This window comes from Streptomyces sp. NPDC003034 (genome assembly GCF_053591375.1).
In genome coordinates this window covers 87,941-106,065 of sequence record NZ_JBSFTS010000002.1, presented here as the reverse complement: position 1 = coordinate 106,065, position 18,125 = coordinate 87,941, and the positions used below count along the sequence as shown (strand labels likewise).

The following is an 18,125-nucleotide window of genomic DNA, read 5'->3' as shown; positions in this document are numbered from 1 at the left end:
CACCCGAAACGAGAGCCCCCGCCTTCGTACGTACCGTACGTACGAAGGCGGGGGCTTCGGCGATGCCCTGGAGAACTGCCCCTGGCCGGGCGACAGGACCTAGATCTCGTAGACGGCGCCCGGGTACGCCAGGTCGACCCGGCCGTCGTACACCGCGCGGGCGTCGGCGAGGTTCTGTCCGGCGTCCGTCCACGGCGGGATGTGGGTGAGGACGAGCCGCCCGACCCGGCCGGCGTGCGCGTACTCGCCGGCCTCGCGGCCGTTGAGGTGGAGGTCCGGGATGTCCTCCTTGCCGTGCGTGAAGGAGGCTTCGCAGAGGAAGAGGTCGGCGCCCTCGGCGAGCACACCCAGCTCCGGGCAGACGCCGGTGTCACCGGAGTACGTGAGCGAGCGGCCGGCGTGCTCGACGCGGATGCCGTACGCCTCGACCGGGTGGCAGACCTTCTCGGTGCGGATCCGGAAGGGGCCGATCTCGAAGGAGGCCGACTTCAGGGTGCGGAAGTCGAAGACCTCGCTCATCGAGCGCTCGTCGGGGACGTCCTCGTAGGCCGCGTTCAGGCGCTGCTCGGTGCCCTCGGGTCCGTAGACGGGGATGGTGCCGCAGCGGCCGCCCTCGTGCCGGTAGTAGCGGGCGACGAAGTACGCGCACATGTCGATGCAGTGATCGGCGTGCAGATGGCTCAGGAAGATCGCGTCGAGGTCGTAGAGGCCGCAGTGGCGCTGGAGGGCGCCCAGTGCGCCGTTGCCCATGTCGAGGAGCAACCGGAAGCCGTCGGCCTCGACGAGGTAGCTCGAACAGGCTGAGTCCGCGGAGGGGAACGACCCCGAACAGCCGACGACGGTGAGCTTCATGGAGCGTGAACCTCCGTGGACGGTCCGTGGACGGAATGCGGGCCGTGCGTGCGTCGAGCGTAAGGCGCGAAACCCTCGGTCGCTCCTCCGCGGCGGGCCGTTGTGGGGGGAATCACCTGTGGTGTCACTCGGGGGAGCGACGGCGGGCCGGGGCGTTGCCGTGCGGCGCGGCTCCGGGGGGCGTTGTGCCGCGGCGCCGGGGGCTGTTGGCCCGCCGCGCCGGGGGCCTGCGGCGCCGCTACGGTCGAAGCATGGACACGTCCTGGTGGCCGGCCGTGGCCGCGGTCGCCGTCGTGGCGCTGGCGGTGCTGGTCGCCGGGGAACGGCTGGGGCTGCCCCGCCGGGCCCCGCCCCCGCCCCCGCACGGGGCCGGCCCGCCGCCCCGGCCGCGGGCCGGTGAGCTGTGGCGTCTGGCGGACGGCCGGACGTGTCTGGTCCTGGCCGTGGGGCCGGTACGGGCCCGCCGCGTCCGCGTCGCGTGGATCACCGGGACGTACGACGACCGCCGGCTGGGGGTGATCCCGCTGCCCCCGGGGACGGTGGGAACGCAGGGCCGGCCGAGTTTCCTGGAGGCGGATCGGCCGGCCGAGGTGTCGCTGTGGGAGTTGGGGAGCAGGATCGGGGTCCTGGACCCGGCGCTGTGGGACGAGATCCAGGGCCTCGGCGATCCGGGAGGCGGTGGCGGATGATCCGGGTGCGGCGCGTGTACGACCCCCCGGAGCCGGGGGCGGACGGGCTCAGGGTGCTCGTGGACCGGCTGTGGCCACGGGGCCTGGCGAAGGCGGCGGCGCGGGTGGACGAGTGGCCCAAGGCGGTGGCCCCGTCGACCGAGCTGCGCAAGTGGTTCCACGCGGGTGGATCCGCCGGGGAGTTCCGGACCCGGTACGAGGCCGAGCTGGCGGAGCCGGAGGCGGCGGCGGAACTGAGCCGCCTGCGCGCCCTGGCGGCGGCGGGCCCGGTCACCTTGCTGACCGCGACCAAGGACCCGGCATCCAGCCACGCCGCCGTCCTGGCGGAGCTGCTGGCCTGACGGCCTCGCAGCCGGGCGGGTAACCGGGCGCCCGCGAGCGGTGGTCTCGTGCCGCGCGCCGGCACGGCACGGCGCCGCTGGAGGTGGCGTGCACGGTCGGCCCCGCGGCCGCCCGGACTCGGGCAACGGCCGCGTGGCCGGTAAGGGGTGGCGTGCACCGCATGGCCTGGCGCCCCCGGTGGGTACGCCCGTACGGGTGCGCGGACCGGCGGGGCTAGGTCGTCGTCAAAGCTCCGGTAAGGCCCTGGGCGTCTGGTGCCGTTGCATCGCAAGGCGGAGGAGCTTGCCTCGTACTGGACGTACCTGGAAGCCCCCGACAACGCAGCGAGGTGCGGTGCCGGACGACGTGGGGCCCGGCAAGATCCGAAAGACACGCCCTGGTTCCCCGCGCCGCCCTCCCGACGCTTCCCCCGGCTCCGCCCGGAGCCGAGCCTCAGCGCCGACGGGGCTGGACATCGGCCCGCCGGTGCTCAGGCCACGGGCCCGGTGCGGAGCACCGCGAGCACCGCACCGCAAGGGGCTCGGCTCCCCAGGCCCCCGCGCCCGGCGACCCGGACCCCCGTACTCCGGACCCCCAGACCCCAGCGCCCCGATGGCCAGAGCCCGGGAGCGGGCCCAGCGGGCCCGAAGCCCCCGCAGCCCCCGAAGCCCCCGAAGCCGAGCGGAACCCCAGCCCCCCGGCGGCCCCGCGGCCCCTAAGCCCAGAGTTGGCCCTGGAGGGCCTCGATGGCCTCTTCCGTCGTCGCTGCCGTGTAGACGCCGGTCGAGAGGTACTTCCAGCCGCCGTCGGCCACGACGAAGACGATGTCCGCCGATTCGCCCGCCGCCACCGCCTTGCGGCCGACGCCGATCGCCGCGTGCAGGGCCGCGCCGGTGGAGACGCCCGCGAAGATGCCCTCCTGCTGCAGGAGCTCGCGGGTGCGGGTGACCGCGTCCGCCGAGCCGACCGAGAAGCGGGTGGTCAGCACGGAGGCGTCATACAGCTCCGGGACGAAGCCCTCGTCCAGGTTGCGCAGGCCGTAGACGAGGTCGTCGTAGCGCGGCTCGGCCGCGACGATCTTGATGCCCTCGACGTGTTCGCGCAGGTAGCGGCCGACGCCCATCAGGGTGCCGGTCGTGCCCAGGCCCGCCACGAAGTGCGTGATCGACGGGAGGTCGGCGAGGATCTCGGGGCCCGTCGTGGCGTAGTGCGCGCCCGCGTTGTCCGGGTTGCCGTACTGGTAGAGCATCACCCAGTCCGGGTGCTCCGCCGCCAGTTCCTTGGCCACCCGGACCGCCGTGTTCGAGCCGCCGGCCGCCGGCGACGAGATGATCTGGGCTCCCCACATGGCCAGCAGGTCACGCCGTTCCTTGCTGGTGTTCTCCGGCATCACGCACACGATGCGGTAGCCCTTGAGCTTGGCCGCCATCGCCAGCGAGATGCCGGTGTTGCCGGAGGTGGGCTCCAGGATCGTGCATCCCGGGCGGAGCCGGCCGTCCTTCTCCGCCTGTTCGACCATGTGGAGCGCGGGGCGGTCCTTGATCGAACCGGTGGGGTTGCGGTCCTCCAGCTTGGCCCATATCCGCACGTCGGCGGAGGGCGACAGCCTGACCAGCCTAACCAGCGGCGTATTGCCGACGGCGGCCAGCGGGGAGTCGTAGCGCATTACTTCGATCCGCCGGCCACGGCGGGGAGGATGGTGACGCTGTCGCCGTCGGAGAGCTCGGTGGTGATGCCGGCGAGGAAGCGGACGTCCTCGTCGTTGAGGTAGACGTTCACGAAGCGGCGCAGCTCGCCGCCCTTGGCCTCGTCGACGATGCGCTCCCGGATGCCCTTGTGGCGGGTCTCCAGGTCGGAGAAGAGCTCGTCCAGGGTGGCGCCGCTGCCCTCCACCGCCTTCTGGCCGTCGGTGTACGTGCGCAGGATGGTGGGGATGCGGACCTCGATGGCCATGGCTGGCTCCAGTGTCGTGAAGGGGCGTGAGAACGTCAGGGCGCGCGGTTGTGGTGCCCCCCGCGCGAGAGGGCTGTGGGGCGCTGGGGTGCTCAGGCGGCAGGACAGATCGCGCTGGCGAGGCGGCACAGATCGACGTGCAGCCGCGCCGCTCCGCACCCAAAGGCCCCAAGAAGAGCGGAGGCGGAGCGAGCGCCAGCGAGCGGAGCGAGCAGCAGCCTGCCGGGCGTCTCGATGCTCACGTCGTGGGAAACCATGCGGTCATGTTAACGATTCCCGGTCCCCGGTTTGGAGTGTGATCCCGCATCGTGGACGGTTCCTGCTCACATACTGGTCAGTAGGCCGCTACGACCTGCACTTCTTCCTCGGTGATCACTCCGTCGACGATCCGGTACGAGCGGAACTGGAACGGGCCGAGGCCGTCCTCGTCCGCCGTGGAGACCAGGACGTAGTGCGCCGCGGGCTCGTTCGCGTACGTGACGTCGGTGCGCGACGGGTAGGCCTCGGTCGCGGTGTGCGAGTGGTAGACGATCACCGGGTCCTCGTCACGGTCGTCCAGCTCGCGGTAGAGCTTGAGCAGGTCCTTGGAGTCGAACTCGTAGAAGGTGGGCGAGCGGGCGGCGTTGAGCATCGGGATGAACCGCTCGGGGCGGCCGGTGCCTGCCGGGCCGGCCACCACACCGCACGCCTCGTCGGGGTGGTCCCGGCGGGCGTGCTCGACGATCTGGTCGTACAGGGCCTGGGTGAGGGTCAGCATGAGCGACAGGATAAGCAGACGGGCCCTTCCGTACCGAGGGATGGTACGGAAGGGCCCGGATGCTGGACACCGGCCCCCGCGGGCGGGGCCCGCCGGGGGTTTGCGCCTCGCGCGCGCGGCTCTGCGGCCGGGGCGCTACGGGGCCTTGGTGAAGGCGGCTCCGCGCGGGTTGCGGGACTTCAGGCCCAGGTAGGACAGGCCGAGGACCAGTCCCCACAGGGGGGCGCAGTACAGGGAGACCCGCGCGTCCTTGTCGACGCCCATCATCACGATGACCATCCCGATGAAGAGCAGGGCGAACCAGCTGGTCCACGGGGCGCCGGGGGCCCGGAAGGAGGACTGCGGCAGTTCTCCCCGGTCGGCCTTGGCGCGGTAGCGGATCTGGCAGACCAGGATCATGATCCAGGCCCACATGCCGGAGATGGTGGCGAAGGAGACGACGTAGTCGAAGGCCTTGCCCGGGGCGACGTAGTTGATCCAGACGCCCACCAGCATCAGTGCGGCGGAGAAGGTGGTGCCGAGGAGCGGGGTGCCGTTCTTGGTGAGCCGGGTGAAGAACTTCGGTCCCTGGCCGTTGAGCGCGAGGTCGCGCAGCATGCGGCCGGTGGAGTACATGCCCGAGTTGCAGGAGGACAGGGCCGCGGTCAGCACCACGAAGTTGACGATGGCGGCGCCGACGCCGAGGCCCATCTTCTCGAAGGCGGCGACGAAGGGGCTGACGCCCGGCTGGAACTCGTGCCACGGGACGACCGACAGGATCATGATGAGCGCGCCGACGTAGAAGACGGCGATGCGCCACGGCACGGTGTTGATGGCCTTGGGCAGGGTCTTCTCGGGGTCCTTGGACTCGCCGGCGGTGACGCCGACCAGTTCCACCGCGAGGAAGGCGAACATGACGATCTGCAGGGTCATCAGCGTGCCGCCGATGCCCTTCGGGAAGAAGCCGCCGTCGCTCCACAGGTTGGTGACGGTGGCGGTGTCACCGGCGTCGGAGAAGCCGATGGTGAGGATGCCGGCGCAGATCAGGATCATGCCGACGATGGCGGTGACCTTGACCATGGAGAACCAGAACTCCAGCTCGCCGAAGAGCTTCACGGAGATCAGGTTGGCGCCGTAGAGGATGACGGTGAAGATCAGCGCGTACGCCCATTGCGGGAAGCTGTCATGGGTCCAGTACCCCATGTACTGCGCGGCGGCGGTGACTTCGGTGATGCCGGTGACCACCCAGAAGAGCCAGTACGTCCAGCCGGTCACGTATCCCCAGAAGGGGCCCAGGAATTCGCGGGCGTAGTCCGAGAAGGACCCGGACACGGGGCGGTACATGAGCAGTTCGCCCAGGGCCCGCATGATGAAGAAGATGACCAGGCCCGCGATGGCGTAGGCCAGGATCAGGCTGGGGCCGGCCTTGGAGATCGCCTTGCCGGCGCCGAGGAACAGGCCGGTGCCGATGGCTCCGCCGATCGCGATCATCTGGATCTGGCGGGCCCCGAGCGCGCGGTGGTAGCCGTCGCCCTCGCCGGGAGCGCCCTCGCCGGGCGTCTTGTCGTGCTGCTCGACCTGCACAGAGGTCATGTCTGGTGCGCCTTTCTCCACGCCGATCCGCGCCTTCTGCAGGCCGCGGATCGGGTCCTCGATCCCCCCGGATACGGATGGAGTTGCACGCCGGCGATCAGCCGGTTCAAGCAGGCCGGGGGACATGGGTGGCGTCCCGTCGGCGATCGTGAAGATTTATCACGGGATGAGGGGTTATCGCGGGCGGGTAAAGTGGCGCACTGCACAGGGAATTCCGGACAAAGGGCTAGAAATGGATCAGATCACCACGGTGTGGTGATCTGATCGTTATCCGAATTTGAGCATCCGCTGAGCGAACACGGACCCCCCTGGACCGCCTGGACCGCCCGGGGGCGGGTCTTCGCCGCGGGGCCCTCTCAGAGGGTCTCGATGAGGCTCTCCTGAAGACCGCCGAGCCACAGGTACGCCATCACCATCGGCTTGCGCGGATCGTCGTCCGGCAGCCGGAAGAGCGCCGCGCTCTCGTCGTCCTCGGTGATGTCGAGCCGGGCCGCGATGGCCAGGCGCAGGTCGTTGAGCGCGCCGAGCCAGCGCAGCGGCTGCTCCCCGGTCAGCTCCAGCAGCGCCGACCCGCCGCCGGCCGGGTCGAGCCCGTCCAGGCTGCGTACGACGGCCAGCGCGTCCTCCCGCTTGCGGGCGCGCAGGTCGTTCTCGGTGAAGCGGCGGAACTCCGCCGACCGGGCCTTCAGCTCCTCCGGGTCCACGCCCGTCCCGTCGGCGTCGCCGGGGGCCTCGTACGCGTCGGGGAAGAGCCGGGCCAGCGCCGGGTCGGACGGCGGCTCGGAGGGGCCCTCCGCGAAGAGCGCGGCGAGCGGGTCCGCGTCCTCGGCGGGCTCGGGAGCGCCGGGGCCGATCAGCTCCAGGAGCTGGACCGCCAGTGAGCGCAGGATGGAGATCTCGATCTCGTCGAGGACGATGGAGGCTCCGGAGCCGTCCTTGAGGGCCTCGAACACGCCGGTCCGTCCGCTCATCAGCCGCGGTCCTGGGAAAGGGTCGCCCACAGGCCGTAGCCGTGCATGGCCTGCACGTCGCGCTCCATCTCCTCGCGGGTGCCGCTGGAGACGACGGCCCGCCCCTTGTGGTGGACGTCGAGCATCAGCTTGTGCGCCTTGTCCTTGGGGTAGCCGAAGTACGCCTGGAACACGTACTCCACGTAGCTCATGAGGTTGACCGGGTCGTTGTGCACCAGGGTCACCCAGGGGACGTCGGGTTCGGGGACCGCGAAGGTCTCTTCGGCCGATTCGGTGCGTTCGATCTCAATGGGAGCAACACTCACTTGTCCCATGCTGCCACTGCCAACGGCCGGTTGCACAAACGGGGCGCACATCTCGTCACTTTGACGAGATGTGCGCTAGCATCACTGTCATGAACCCTGCGGACCTGGGCCTGCCGGTGGACGTGCCGTCGACAGCGCTCTTCACGGACCATTACGAGCTCACCATGCTGCAGGCGGCGCTGGTGAACGGCACCGCCGACCGCCGCTCGGTCTTCGAGGTGTTCAGCCGGCGGCTGCCCGAGGGACGCCGCTACGGAGTGGTGGGGGGCACCGGCCGGGTCCTCGACGCCGTGGAGAACTTCCGGTTCGACGGCGCGGTGCTCGACTTCCTGCGCGACCGGGCCGTGGTCGACATGAGGACCCTGGACTGGCTGGCCTCCTACCGCTTCTCCGGGGACATCTGGGGCTATCCGGAGGGCGAGGTCTACTTCCCCGGGTCGCCGGTCCTGCGGGTCGAGGGCAGCTTCGCCGAGTGCGTGCTGCTGGAGACCGTCATCCTGTCGATCCTCAACCACGACTCGGCCATCGCGGCGGCCGCCTCCCGGATGTCCTCGGCGGCGGGTGAGCGCCCCCTGATCGAGATGGGCGCGCGGCGCACGCACGAGCTGGCGGCCGTGGCGGCCTCCCGCGCCGCGTACGTGGGCGGCTTCGCCTCCACCTCGGACCTGGCGGCCGGCTTCCGGTACGGGATCCCGACGGTCGGCACCAGCGCCCACGCCTTCACGCTCGTGCACGACAGCGAGCGGGACGCCTTCACGGCGCAGGTGGCCTCGCTGGGCAGCGGGACCACCCTGCTGGTGGACACGTACGACGTCGCCGAAGCCGTACGGACGGCCGTGGAGGTCGCCGGGACGGGGCTGGGCGCGGTCCGCATCGACTCCGGCGACCTGCTGCTCGTGGCCCACCGGGTGCGCCAGCAGCTGGACGAGCTCGGCGCGAACGCGACGCGGATCGTGGTCACCTCGGACCTGGACGAGTACGCCATCGCCTCGCTGGCGGCGGCGCCCGTGGACGCCTACGGGGTCGGCACGCAGCTGGTCACGGGCAGCGGGCACCCGACCTGCTCGATGGTCTACAAGCTGGTGGCGCGGGCCGCGTCGGCGGACCCGAAGGCCGCGCTCGTGCCGGTCGCGAAGAAGTCCTCCGGCGGCAAGACCTCGATCGGCGGCCGGAAGTGGGCGGCCCGCCGGCCGGACGCCGACGGTGTCGCCGAGGCCGAGGTCGTCGGCACCGGCCCGGTGCCGGCCGCGCTGGCCGGCCACCAGCTCCTGACGCAGCTGGTCAAGGCCGGCGAGGTGATCGCCCGCGAGCCCCTGGAGGCGGCGCGCGACCGCCACCGGGCGGCGCGGGCGGGACTGCCCCTGTCGGCGATGCAGCTCTCGCGCGGCGAGGCCGTGATCCCCACGGAGTACGTGTAGCAGGGCGGCCCGCCGGGCCGCCCACACCGGCCCGGCCGCCCGCACCGGCCCGGCCGCCCGGGCGCCCCCTGCACCGGGCCGGACGGTCCGCCCGGGGTGATCTCGCGCCCGGGCGGCGATTGAGGCGCGGCGTGCGGGGCAGAGCCCTGCAAGCGGGGGCGGGGGAAGGGCCCCGCGCTCTGCGCCGCACCCGCCACACCGAGCGAAGGGCAACGGAAATGCACCGCGCACTGATCGTCGTCGACGTCCAGAACGACTTCTGCGAAGGCGGCAGCCTCGCGGTCACCGGCGGGGCCGACGTCGCCGCCGCCGTCACGGACCTCATCGGCCAGGCGACGCCCGGTTACCGGCACGTCGTCGCCACCCGCGACCACCACGTCGATCCCGGCCCGCACTTCGCCCGCCCCCCGGCCGAGCCGGACTACGAGACCTCCTGGCCCGTGCACTGCGTCGCCGGGACGGAGGGCGTGGGCTTCCACCCGAACTTCGCCCCCGCCGTGGCGTCCGGGGCCGTCGCCGCCGTCTTCGACAAGGGCGCATACGAGGCCGCGTACAGCGGCTTCGAGGGCGCCGACGAGAACGGGACCGGCCTGGCCCAGTGGCTGCGGGACCGGCACGTCCGCGAGGTGGACGTCGTCGGGATCGCCACCGACCACTGCGTGAGGGCCACCGCCCTCGACGCCGCCCGGGCCGGTTTCGCCACCCGCGTCCTGCTGGACCTGACGGCCGCGGTCGCCCCGCAGACCACCGAGCGGGCGCTGGAGGAGCTGGGGGCGGCCGGGGTGGTCCTGGTCGGCCGGGCGCCCTTCAGCGGCTGAGCGGCGCGCTGAGCCGCTCAGCCGCTCAGCAGGGCCCTGATCGGGCGCCACAGCTCCACCGCACGGCCGGGAGCACTGCGCCGGCATTCCACCGCGCGGTCCGGCGCGCTGCGCCACAGCAGGCCGTCCGGGTGGTGCAGGACGGCCGTGACCTCGTCCGGCGTCGGCGGCTGCGCGTTGCCCCGCAGGTAGACGGCCCGCATGCCGTGGTTCCGCAGCCTGGTCAGGGCGCGGGCGCGGTTCGGGGCGTGCACCAGCACGCGGACGTTTCCGCCCTCTCCCGAGGGCCTGGGCAGCACGAGCGCGACCACCACGCTGCCGCCTGGCAATCTGACGAAACCTCCACCGGGCATGGCGGTCATCTCCCCCGTCAATAACAAAGTCGCACGGGGCATCTAAACGTGATCGGCCGCCGCCCGCTAGAGGGCGACGGCCGATCATGCTCTGACCTGCGGTTTCATCCGCTACTTCGTGGAGGGTCCGACCTCGACCGTCATGACGAGACCGTCGTAGGCCTCCTTGACGATCTTGATCTTCGTGTTGGTGTCAGTGACCTTCACGCTGCCGGTCGGGTTCTCGTCGTAGTAGTACTTGCCGTTGCGGTCGTCGAAGACGAGCTTGGCCGCCTTCGGCTTGAGGAAGAGCGCCTCGCCGTTCTTGTGCAGGGTGAACGCGTCCGTCGAGTAGGCGCTGAACGCCGCGTCGTACGGCTGGATCTTGTTCCGCAGCAGGGTGCCGTCCGCCCACTTCATGGGCTTGGCGTTGGCGTCGATCGGCAGGATCAGACCGGAGCCCGGGTGCTGGCTGGTGTTGTTGTCCTTCTGGGAGGTGTCCCACAGCCAGATCAGCAGGCCGTCCTGGTACGGGTAGTGCTCGACCCAGTCGGGGCGCGTGTTGCCGAAGCCGAAGTTGTACGGGCCCACCTTGAGGGTGGTGTCGTACGAGACGTAGCGGCGGTTCTCGGCCAGGTAGTACTGCGCGTACTCCTTGGTGAAGCCGGCGCCGATGCGGGAGAAGCCCTTGCCGGTCCAGCCGTTGTCGCCGGCCTCGGCCCCGTCGGTGAACAGCGGGGAGCCGTCCGCGGTCAGGGTGAGGGCGTCGGCGGTGAAGCCCTTGCCGCCCGCGCCGCCGTCCGTCTGGTAGCGGAAGCGGAGGTCGATCTTCTTGCCCGCGTAGGCGTCGAGCGGGTAGTTCAGCGACTTCCAGGACTCGGACACGCCGGTCAGCGAGGGGCTGCCGGCCGCGTCGACCGGGATGGCCGTGCCGTTGGCGGTACCGGCGAGGGGCGTCCAGGTGGCGCCGCCGTCGGTGGACACCTCGGTGTAGAGGTAGTCGTAGTCCGCCTCGATGTCCCACCAGCCCTTGAGGGACAGGGCGGCGGAGGACTTGCCGGTGAGGTCCACGGACCGGGTGAGGGTGTTCTTCAGGTCGTCACCCATGTTGCTCCACCACTGCGAGGAGCCCTCGGCGGGAGCGACGATGTCCGTCTTGACCTGCTTCTTCGGCAGCTCGACGACGAGCGCCTGCTTGTCCTTGGTGTTGTACTCGGCGACGCCCAGCTTGTGGGTGGACTTCGTCGCGGCCTTGGCCGTGTCGTAGTTCAGCCAGCCCAGCTGGAGCTTGTCCCAGGCCGTCATGTCGCCCGGGAGGTCGCCTATGGAGTCCTGGCCCGTGCCGAGCCAGGATCCGGCCGACATCAGGGACCAGAAACCGACGCTGTTCTCGCCGCCACCGGAGGTGTCGTAGAGGTCGGGCAGACCGAGGTCGTGGCCGTACTCGTGCGCGAAGACGCCGAGGCCGCCGTTCTCGGGCTGCATCGTGTAGTCGCCGACCCAGATGCCGGTGTCGCCGATCTGGGCGCCGCCGGCCTTGTTGTTCTCCGGGCCGGTCTTGCCCGCGCTCGTGCCGTACGCGTACCAGCGGTGCGCCCACAGGGCGGTGGTGCCCTGCACGCCGCCGCCGGCCGACTCGTCCTCGCCCGCGTGGACGATCTGGAAGTGGTCGATGTAGCCGTCGGACTCGTTGAAGTTGCCGTCGCCGTCGAAGTCGTAGCGGTCCCACTGGTCGTACTGGGACAGCTGCGCCTTGATCTCGGCGTCGCTCTTGCCGGCCTTCTTCTGCGCGTCGGTCCACGCCAGGACGCCGTCCTTGACGGTGTCCCAGACGTTGGCGCAGTTGCTCTGTCCGCAGTAGTTCGAGCCGTAACGGGCCTCGTTGTACGGGACCTTGACCCAGTCGGAGACCTCGCCCTCGACCGAGTAGCGGCCCGAGGAGGTCCTCTCGTAGTAGGTCTTCAGCGAGTGCTTGCCCTCACCGGTGCCGAAGTACAGCTCCTGGAAGTAGTCGCGGCTGAAGTCCTTGCGCCAGGCGGTGGTGTTGTCCTTGGCGCGGTCCGGCTGCGCGATCGTGTTGTGCAGCGGGCCGGGCGTGCCGCCGTACTTCGGGACGGACGGCTTGGGGCCGGGACCGTCCGGGTCGAACATGGTCGTGTTGTCGACCTGGTCGCCGAACTCGACGAGGATCGTGAAGATCTTGTCGGTCTTCTCGCGGCCCAGCTCGACGTACTTCTTGTCGTCCAGCTTGACGACCTTGGAGGCGCCCCGCTGTTCGACGCCCTTCTTCCCGTTCAGCACCTGCTCCAGCGCGGCTTCGCGCTGCTGCTCCTGCTGCTTGCTGAAGGGCCCTTCGAGGTTGTGCTCGACGTGCTCCTTGGAGGGAGCGGTCGGGTCCTGATGGTCCGCTGCGGGTGCCCCCAGAGGACTGGGATTGGCTTGCGCGGTGGTGGCCGTGAAGAAGGCGCCGGTGGCCGCGGTCGCGGCCAAGGTCACACCGACGGCCACAGCGCGCAGCGCGCGTCTTCTGACGGAGTTGCTGGTCACTTGATGTCGTTCCCCTCCCGCGGCCGCAACATAGGTCGGAACGTCTCCGTAGGAGCGGGGGGTTCCGCGCGGCGCGCGTCTCAAGTGACGACATTTGACCGGAGAGAAGCCAGAAAAGACAGACCTTGACTTGTTCCTTACAACTGCACTATGCGGGCAGGCAGTTCCGGTATCCGGGCGTTCCGCTGCCATATGGGGCGAAGGGTGCTTCCCGGCCCTCCTGTGGCGCGCGGAATGACCCCGTGCGCCCCCCATGCCCCCGGGCACCGTGGGTTAGGTCACGCTTACTGGCCGTTCCGCTCGGGCATCCCCCCTCGTAGAGTCACTTGACGCGCGACCTAGTTGAGCCGACTCCCCCTCCCGCCTTTGAGGACGGATATCGCCATGCCGCGTCCGACTGCCGCACAGCTCGCCTACGGGTCCGCCACCGTCATCGTGACGACGATCGCCATGCTGCTGCTCACGCGGGCGAGTACGGCGCCCGGAATCGCGGCCGTCTCGGCCGCCGCTCTGGCCCTGGGACTCGTCGTAGCCGTCACCGTGCCCGGCCCCAAGCCCCGTGGCCGCCATGCCCGTACGCGCAGCGCCCCGGCCCCCGCTCCGGCGGACGCGGCGGCGGCCGCCCGGGTTCCTGAGCCCCGGACGGCCGCCGCCGAACATCCCGTGCACCACTAGGTGCTGTACTGCTTCGTCAGGTGGCGGCCTGCACCACCACGGTCTTGGCCACCTTGTCGTGGAGGCCCTGCTTGTACGGCTTGTCGACCAGGATCGAGACGATGATCGCGATCGGCCACAGGCAGAAGCAGCAGATCAGCGTGGGCAGCCAGAGCACGGCGGCGCGCGTCAGGGCCGCCTTGGAGTCCGGGACGCTGCCGTCGTTGAGCATCGCGACGCGCAGACCCATGGCCCTCTTGCCGACCGTCCGGCCGTTCTTCTTCGTGAACCACCAGTCGTAGCCGACGTAGGCGACGATCGAGATCAGGGTCATCAGCAGCCCGCTGCCGCGGTAGGACTCGGTGATGACCTCGGTGAAGTCATCACCGCGGTCCGTCTCGACCGTGTACCGCCTGGTCCCGAAGGCCAGTTGGATGAGGAACAGCGGCACGGCGATGATCAGCAGGTCGATGAGGCGGGCGGCGAGCCGCTTGCCGAAGTCGGCGAGCGGGGGCATCCCGGCGAGCGGATCGGGCATGCCGTAGCCGCCGCCCCCGCCGTAGGGGTCGCCGCCACCGCCGTACGGGGGCGGCGGAGGCGGGTAACCGCCGCCCGGTCCGCCCGGGGGCGGGGGCGGCTGGTTTGCGCCGCCTCCGGGCGGCGGCGAGTCGTACGGCGAACCGCCCGACGGAGGTGTCGGTTCCTGGGGCTTCTTGAGGAACGGGTCCTCTGGTGGCTCGCCCGGCGGCGGCTGATCGGTACTCATGGCCCGAGTCGAACCCCGCTCCGGTGCCCCCGCAACGGGACGGGGTCCGTTCGGGGTACGGGGCCCCGCCGGAGGGCCCAGCGGGGCCCCCGGCCGGCTCAGCGGGCCACGTACGTCCTGGCCGCCTTGTCGTGCCAGGCCTGGCGGCGCGGGCGGTCCACCAGGCACCAGAGGCTGCCGGGGACGCCGAGCAGGGCGTACACCAGCCAGCGGCGCAGGGCCGCGCCGAAGCCGGGCGGGCGCAGGCCGGTGACGGCCAGGACCCGGACGCCCAGCAGCTTCTTGCCCGGGGTGCGACCCCAACGGGCCGTGGGCAGGACCTCGTAGAAGACCCCGAAGAGCAGCACCGCGGCCAGGACCATGCCGAGGTACCCGGCGATGGTCGCGTCCAGCAGCCAGACGGTGGTGCTCTGCCCCCGGCCCCGGGCCGCGTCCACCTTGGCCTGGAGGTGGGCAGTGGCGTCCGGGACGAGGGGCCAGGCCGCTCCCGCCGCGACCGCGCCGAGCACGAGGGAGTCCAGGGCGCGGGCCACGGCGCGCCGGAAGAGCCCGGCGGGGCGTACGGCCCGCTCCGCCATCCGCTCGAAGACCTCCCGCGGGGTGGCCTTGGGCGGGCGTACGGGCTCCTGGGGGCGCGCGGCGACGGGCTCCGGCGGCTTGGGGTGCAGCTCCTCCGACCGCGGTGACTCCTGGCGGGACTCCTCGGACCGCGCCGACCCGTGGCCGAGCTCCTCGGGCCGCCGCGCCGCGGGCAGCGGGTCCTGCGGCCGCGCCGACCCGTGGCGGGACTCCTCCGACGGCGCCGACCCGTGGCGGGACTCCTCAGACCACCGGGCCGCGGGCAGCGGGTCCTGCGGCCGCGGCGCGTCCCGGCGGGCCGGGGCGGTGGGCGTGGGCGGCGCGGATGCCGCCGGGGCCCTCCGGGCCTCCTGCGGTGCCGGGGCGGCGGCGGAGGCCGCTCGCGGGGCCGCCTGCGGCCAGGCGGAGGTGATCCCGGAGGCGGTGCCTCCCGGCGCCTCGGGCCACTCGGGCGCGGCCGGGCTCACCGGGGAGCGTGCCGACAGGATCCCCACCCCCTCGGCGGATCCCCGCCCCGCCGAGGCCTGCGCGGGGAACCGCGTCGCAGGAGCCGATGCGGCCGGCGCGGCCGACGGAGCCGATGCGGCCGCGGCGGCCGGCGTACGCGCCAGGGAGATACCGCCGGCGGGTACGCCCAGGGGCTCCTGCCGGGCTCCCCGGTCCACCGGCGCTCCCGCCGAACGGGCGGGCGCCCGACCGGCGTCGGGCTCGCGGCGGGATCCGATCACGGCCTCGGGCGCGCGCTCGGGCTCAGGTGCGGGCGCGGACTCCGCCGGGCCGCCCCACGACACCCGGTGGTCGCGCGACCCGCCGAAACCGGACTGCTGCGCGGGATCGGCCTGCCACCCGGCCGCCTCTGCTCCGCCCCGCCCGGCCCCCTCCCCCGGCTCTGGCCCTGGGTCCGGCAGCAGCTCCGTCACGGAGGTCTGGTCCAGGAACAGCGGACCCGTCTCGTCGGCGGGAGCGGGGGGCGCGGGACGGCTCGTACCCGGAACCCAGGACACCCCGTTCCAGTACCGGACGTACCCGGGGATGGACGGATCCGGGTAGTAGCCCTCGCGGGCCGCGTGCTCGCCGTCACCAGGGGAGGCCGTCAATGTCCCCAACTCCGATCGTGGCTTGAGGCTTGTGCAGGGCAGGAACATAGCCAAGAACCGCGCCCCGACAGGTCCGGTAACGGGAGAGGGCAAGCGTCCGGGATCCGCTCGGCCATCCGGTGCCGGATGCCCCGAGCGCGGCGCCTGGCCCTCCCGACCGCGGGACACCCCTCGTCGGGCACCAGATCACGCACCGCGTCCCACTCCCCCGCCGCCCACGATGCTGTCATCGGATCAACGACACGCCTCCCGAAGAGTCACGCCTTCGGGGGAATCTGAGTGACGGTCATTTTCGGTCATACGACAGAATCAGGCCAATCTCCCGTTCGCCGCCCGAAGTCGCGTCATACCCGGGCACATCGGAGCTCTCTGCGGGTGTGGGGCGCGATCCGCCCCCGCGACAGCGAAGCGCACCAGCGCGGAGCACCCCGAGCGCACCGAAATGAGGCCGTCATGCATCACCCCGCCATCGAACGCGAGCTGGAACTCAAGCTGGTCCTGTCCCCCGAGCGCAGCATCGCCGTCCCGGCCAGGCTCCGCTACGTCGCGGACGACCCGTTCGCCGTCCACGTCACCTTCCACACCGGGTCGAGCGTCCCGGTCAACTGGACCTTCGCCCGCGAACTGCTGGTGGAGGGGGTGTTCCGGCCGTGCGGGCACGGTGATGTGCGGGTCTGGCCGACGAAGATCGACGACAGGGCCGTGCTGTGCATGGCGCTCAGCTCCCCCGACGGCGACGCCCTGCTGGAGGCCCCGGCCGCCGCCGTGTCGGCCTGGCTGGAGCGCACCCTGCGCATCGTCCCGCCGGGTGCGGAGGCCGAGCGGCTGGGCCTGGACGCGGCGCTGGCCGAGCTCCTGACCCCGACGCCGGCCGACGAGCTGTGGCTGCGCGACCCGTGGCCGTCCGACGAGTCGGCGGAGGGGGACCTGTGACGCCGCGCGGCCGGCACGACGTGCGCCTCGTACCCCTCGTACGCCTGGTACGCCTGGTACCCCTCGTACGGGACCCACGCGGCGTACGGTCAGAACAGTTTGCCCGGATTCAGCAGCCCCAGCGGGTCGAAGGCCTGCTTGACCGCGCGCTGCATCTCCACCCCGACCGGGCCGAGCTCTCGGGCCAGCCACTCCTTCTTGAGCACGCCGACCCCGTGCTCGCCGGTGATCGTCCCGCCGAGGGACAGGCCCAGCGCCATGATCTCGTCGAAGGACGCGCGGGCCCGCCGCGTCTCGTCCTCGTCGGCGGGGTCGAAGCAGACCACCGGGTGGGTGTTGCCGTCGCCCGCGTGCGCGCAGACCCCGATGAGCAGGTCGTGGGCGCGGGCGATGGCGGCCGTGCCGTCCATCATCTCGGCGAGCCGCGAGCGCGGGACGCACACGTCGTCGATCATCGTGGCGGGCCGCAGCGCCTCCATGGCGGTCAGCGACATCCGCCGGGCCTGGAGCAGCAGTTCGGATTCCGCCTCGTCGTCGGCGGGCACGACGGCGGTGGCTCCGGCGGCCGTGCACAGTTCCCCGACGGCCGCGAGGTCCTCGGGCGCGTGCGGGGTGTCGAAGGCGACGAGCAGCAGCGCCTCGGTGGTCTCGGGGAGTCCCATCTTGCCGAGCGCGTTGACGGCGCGGACGGTCGTACGGTCCATCAGTTCCAGGAGGGACGGGGCGAATCCGGCCTCCATGACGGCGCAGACGGCCGCGCAGGCGGCCGCGACGGAGGGGAACTCGGCGGCCATCGCGAGCTGCCGGGGCGGCGCGGGCCGCAGGGCGAGGACGGCCTGGACGACGACGCCGAGGCTGCCCTCGGAGCCGACGAAGAGCCGGGTCAGGTCGTATCCGGCGACGCCCTTGGCGGTACGGCGGCCCGTGCGCAGGAGCCGCCCGTCGGCCAGGACCACGTCGAGGCCGAGGACGTACTCGGCGGTGACCCCGTACTTGACGCAGCACAGGCCGCCCGAGGCGGTGCCGATGTTGCCGCCGATCGTGCACTGCTCCCAGCTGGAGGGGTCGGGCGGGTAGTACAGGCCCCGCGCGGCGACGGCCCGCGACAGCACGGCGTTCACCACGCCCGGCTCCACGACGGCGATCCGGTCGACGGCGCTGATCTCCAGGATCCGGTCCATCTTGACCAGGGAGAGCACGATGCAGCCGTCGGAGGCGTTGGCCGCGCCCGACAGGCCCGTACGGGCGCCCTGCGGGACCACGGGGACGCGCAGCTCGGTGGCGGTGCGCAGGACGTGCTGGACCTGTTCGACCGTCCGGGGCAGGGCGACGACGGCGGGGGCGCCGGCGGCGCAGAAGCCGGCCATGTCGCTGGCGTACGAGGCGGTCACCTGGGGGTCGGTGAGCAGGGCCTCGGCCGGGAGCCCTTCCAGGAGGCGCGCGAGGAGCGGTCCGGGAAGCGGGCCCGGAAACGGGCCGGAGGGTGAACCGGAGAGCGGGCCCGGGAGCGGTTCTGCGGGGCGGGTGGAGAGGGCGTCGTCCATGGACCCAGCGTGGCAGC

At 71.9% G+C, this 18,125-nt stretch carries 19 protein-coding genes; 6 read left to right on the top strand and 13 right to left on the bottom strand.

All coding sequences use genetic code 11. The features are described 5' to 3' along the window. Positions 1-99: 99 nt before the first annotated feature. On the bottom strand, positions 100-852 hold the full coding sequence (locus tag ACWDX7_RS02840; protein WP_451488566.1) for an MBL fold metallo-hydrolase: 753 nt from the start codon (positions 850-852) through the stop codon (positions 100-102). Positions 853-1,103: 251 nt separating this feature from the next. On the opposite strand from ACWDX7_RS02840, the gene ACWDX7_RS02835 reads away from it, so the two are divergent. Both ACWDX7_RS02835 and ACWDX7_RS02830 read left to right on the top strand, forming a co-directional pair. Continuing rightward, a complete protein-coding gene (locus tag ACWDX7_RS02835) occupies positions 1,104-1,541 on the top strand; it encodes a hypothetical protein (protein WP_451488567.1) in 438 nt (145 codons plus the stop codon). Next, entirely contained in the window at positions 1,538-1,882 is a 345-nt protein-coding gene (locus ACWDX7_RS02830; RefSeq protein WP_451488568.1) for a DUF488 domain-containing protein, read from the top strand. The genes ACWDX7_RS02835 and ACWDX7_RS02830 overlap by 4 nt, the downstream gene beginning before the upstream one ends. A 695-nt stretch (positions 1,883-2,577) precedes the next feature. Here ACWDX7_RS02830 and ACWDX7_RS02825 read toward each other — a convergent pair. The 7 genes from ACWDX7_RS02825 to clpS all read right to left on the bottom strand — a co-directional run bounded on the left by ACWDX7_RS02825 (position 2,578) and on the right by clpS (position 7,429). Next, positions 2,578-3,528 (bottom strand): PLP-dependent cysteine synthase family protein, encoded by a 951-nt coding sequence (locus ACWDX7_RS02825; RefSeq protein ID WP_451488569.1) that lies wholly within the window; start codon positions 3,526-3,528, stop codon positions 2,578-2,580. Next, a complete protein-coding gene (locus ACWDX7_RS02820) occupies positions 3,528-3,815 on the bottom strand; it encodes a MoaD/ThiS family protein (RefSeq protein WP_451488570.1) in 288 nt (95 codons plus the stop codon). Before ACWDX7_RS02820 ends, ACWDX7_RS02825 begins: the two co-directional genes overlap by 1 nt. Positions 3,816-3,907: 92 nt before the next feature. Next, a complete protein-coding gene (locus tag ACWDX7_RS02815; protein ID WP_451488571.1) occupies positions 3,908-4,072 on the bottom strand; it encodes a putative leader peptide in 165 nt (54 codons plus the stop codon). A 77-nt stretch (positions 4,073-4,149) separates the two neighbouring features. Further along, positions 4,150-4,572: a Mov34/MPN/PAD-1 family protein gene (locus ACWDX7_RS02810; protein WP_451488572.1), complete on the bottom strand. Its 423-nt coding sequence runs from the start codon at positions 4,570-4,572 to the stop codon at positions 4,150-4,152. Between the two features lie 135 nt (positions 4,573-4,707). After that, positions 4,708-6,144, bottom strand: a complete 1,437-nt coding sequence (locus ACWDX7_RS02805; RefSeq protein WP_451488573.1) for an amino acid permease — start codon at positions 6,142-6,144, stop codon at positions 4,708-4,710. A gap of 356 nt (positions 6,145-6,500) precedes the next feature. Next, positions 6,501-7,115: a DUF2017 domain-containing protein gene (locus ACWDX7_RS02800; protein WP_451488574.1), complete on the bottom strand. Its 615-nt coding sequence runs from the start codon at positions 7,113-7,115 to the stop codon at positions 6,501-6,503. Further along, a complete protein-coding gene (gene clpS / locus ACWDX7_RS02795) occupies positions 7,115-7,429 on the bottom strand; it encodes an ATP-dependent Clp protease adapter ClpS (RefSeq protein WP_451488575.1) in 315 nt (104 codons plus the stop codon). The genes ACWDX7_RS02800 and clpS overlap by 1 nt, the downstream gene beginning before the upstream one ends. Before the next feature lie 80 nt (positions 7,430-7,509). Between clpS and ACWDX7_RS02790 the strand changes: the two genes are divergently transcribed. After that, positions 7,510-8,838, top strand: coding sequence for a nicotinate phosphoribosyltransferase (locus tag ACWDX7_RS02790; RefSeq protein WP_451488576.1), 1,329 nt, complete (start codon positions 7,510-7,512; stop codon positions 8,836-8,838). A gap of 218 nt (positions 8,839-9,056) precedes the next feature. Continuing rightward, on the top strand, positions 9,057-9,656 hold the full coding sequence (locus ACWDX7_RS02785) for a nicotinamidase (RefSeq protein ID WP_451488577.1): 600 nt from the start codon (positions 9,057-9,059) through the stop codon (positions 9,654-9,656). Between the two features lie 17 nt (positions 9,657-9,673). Here ACWDX7_RS02785 and ACWDX7_RS02780 read toward each other — a convergent pair whose 3' ends face one another. Then, positions 9,674-10,009, bottom strand: a complete 336-nt coding sequence (locus tag ACWDX7_RS02780; RefSeq protein ID WP_451488578.1) for a hypothetical protein — start codon at positions 10,007-10,009, stop codon at positions 9,674-9,676. Positions 10,010-10,120: 111 nt separating this feature from the next. Further along, on the bottom strand, positions 10,121-12,535 hold the full coding sequence (locus ACWDX7_RS02775; RefSeq protein WP_451488579.1) for an immune inhibitor A domain-containing protein: 2,415 nt from the start codon (positions 12,533-12,535) through the stop codon (positions 10,121-10,123). Between the two features lie 384 nt (positions 12,536-12,919). Between ACWDX7_RS02775 and ACWDX7_RS02770 the strand changes: the two genes are divergently transcribed. Then, complete coding sequence (locus ACWDX7_RS02770) at positions 12,920-13,210, top strand: hypothetical protein (RefSeq protein WP_451488580.1); 291 nt, start codon at positions 12,920-12,922, stop codon at positions 13,208-13,210. Between the two features lie 16 nt (positions 13,211-13,226). Here the strand turns inward: ACWDX7_RS02770 and ACWDX7_RS02765 are convergent, their stop codons facing one another. Next, positions 13,227-13,955, bottom strand: coding sequence for an RDD family protein (locus tag ACWDX7_RS02765; RefSeq protein ID WP_451488581.1), 729 nt, complete (start codon positions 13,953-13,955; stop codon positions 13,227-13,229). A gap of 98 nt (positions 13,956-14,053) precedes the next feature. Beyond that, entirely contained in the window at positions 14,054-15,631 is a 1,578-nt protein-coding gene (locus tag ACWDX7_RS02760; RefSeq protein WP_451488582.1) for an RDD family protein, read from the bottom strand. Between the two features lie 453 nt (positions 15,632-16,084). Here ACWDX7_RS02760 and ACWDX7_RS02755 point away from each other — a divergent pair, with 453 nt between their 5' ends. Next, positions 16,085-16,564, top strand: a complete 480-nt coding sequence (locus ACWDX7_RS02755) for an SsgA family sporulation/cell division regulator (RefSeq protein ID WP_451488583.1) — start codon at positions 16,085-16,087, stop codon at positions 16,562-16,564. An 89-nt stretch (positions 16,565-16,653) separates the two neighbouring features. On the opposite strand, the gene ACWDX7_RS02750 is transcribed toward ACWDX7_RS02755, so the two are convergent. Then, positions 16,654-18,108 carry an FAD-binding oxidoreductase gene (locus ACWDX7_RS02750; protein WP_451488584.1) on the bottom strand — a complete coding sequence of 485 codons (1,455 nt, stop codon included), beginning with the start codon at positions 18,106-18,108 and terminating at the stop codon, positions 16,654-16,656. Positions 18,109-18,125 lie beyond the last annotated feature (17 nt).

Bases quoted from the DNA above. Each gene is read 5' to 3' on its own strand.
- ACWDX7_RS02800 (WP_451488574.1), bottom strand. From the start codon at position 7,115: ATGAGCGGACGGACCGGCGTGTTCGAGGCCCTCAAGGACGGCTCCGGA.
- ACWDX7_RS02750 (WP_451488584.1), bottom strand. From the start codon at position 18,108: ATGGACGACGCCCTCTCCACCCGCCCCGCAGAACCGCTCCCGGGCCCG.
- ACWDX7_RS02835 (WP_451488567.1), top strand. From the start codon at position 1,104: ATGGACACGTCCTGGTGGCCGGCCGTGGCCGCGGTCGCCGTCGTGGCG.
- ACWDX7_RS02830 (WP_451488568.1), top strand. From the start codon at position 1,538: ATGATCCGGGTGCGGCGCGTGTACGACCCCCCGGAGCCGGGGGCGGAC.
- ACWDX7_RS02805 (WP_451488573.1), bottom strand. From the start codon at position 6,144: ATGACCTCTGTGCAGGTCGAGCAGCACGACAAGACGCCCGGCGAGGGC.
- ACWDX7_RS02820 (WP_451488570.1), bottom strand. From the start codon at position 3,815: ATGGCCATCGAGGTCCGCATCCCCACCATCCTGCGCACGTACACCGAC.
- ACWDX7_RS02755 (WP_451488583.1), top strand. From the start codon at position 16,085: ATGCATCACCCCGCCATCGAACGCGAGCTGGAACTCAAGCTGGTCCTG.
- ACWDX7_RS02790 (WP_451488576.1), top strand. From the start codon at position 7,510: ATGAACCCTGCGGACCTGGGCCTGCCGGTGGACGTGCCGTCGACAGCG.
- clpS (WP_451488575.1), bottom strand. From the start codon at position 7,429: ATGGGACAAGTGAGTGTTGCTCCCATTGAGATCGAACGCACCGAATCG.
- ACWDX7_RS02840 (WP_451488566.1), bottom strand. From the start codon at position 852: ATGAAGCTCACCGTCGTCGGCTGTTCGGGGTCGTTCCCCTCCGCGGAC.
- ACWDX7_RS02785 (WP_451488577.1), top strand. From the start codon at position 9,057: ATGCACCGCGCACTGATCGTCGTCGACGTCCAGAACGACTTCTGCGAA.
- ACWDX7_RS02780 (WP_451488578.1), bottom strand. From the start codon at position 10,009: ATGCCCGGTGGAGGTTTCGTCAGATTGCCAGGCGGCAGCGTGGTGGTC.
- ACWDX7_RS02815 (WP_451488571.1), bottom strand. From the start codon at position 4,072: ATGGTTTCCCACGACGTGAGCATCGAGACGCCCGGCAGGCTGCTGCTC.
- ACWDX7_RS02825 (WP_451488569.1), bottom strand. From the start codon at position 3,528: ATGCGCTACGACTCCCCGCTGGCCGCCGTCGGCAATACGCCGCTGGTT.
- ACWDX7_RS02770 (WP_451488580.1), top strand. From the start codon at position 12,920: ATGCCGCGTCCGACTGCCGCACAGCTCGCCTACGGGTCCGCCACCGTC.
- ACWDX7_RS02765 (WP_451488581.1), bottom strand. From the start codon at position 13,955: ATGAGTACCGATCAGCCGCCGCCGGGCGAGCCACCAGAGGACCCGTTC.
- ACWDX7_RS02810 (WP_451488572.1), bottom strand. From the start codon at position 4,572: ATGCTGACCCTCACCCAGGCCCTGTACGACCAGATCGTCGAGCACGCC.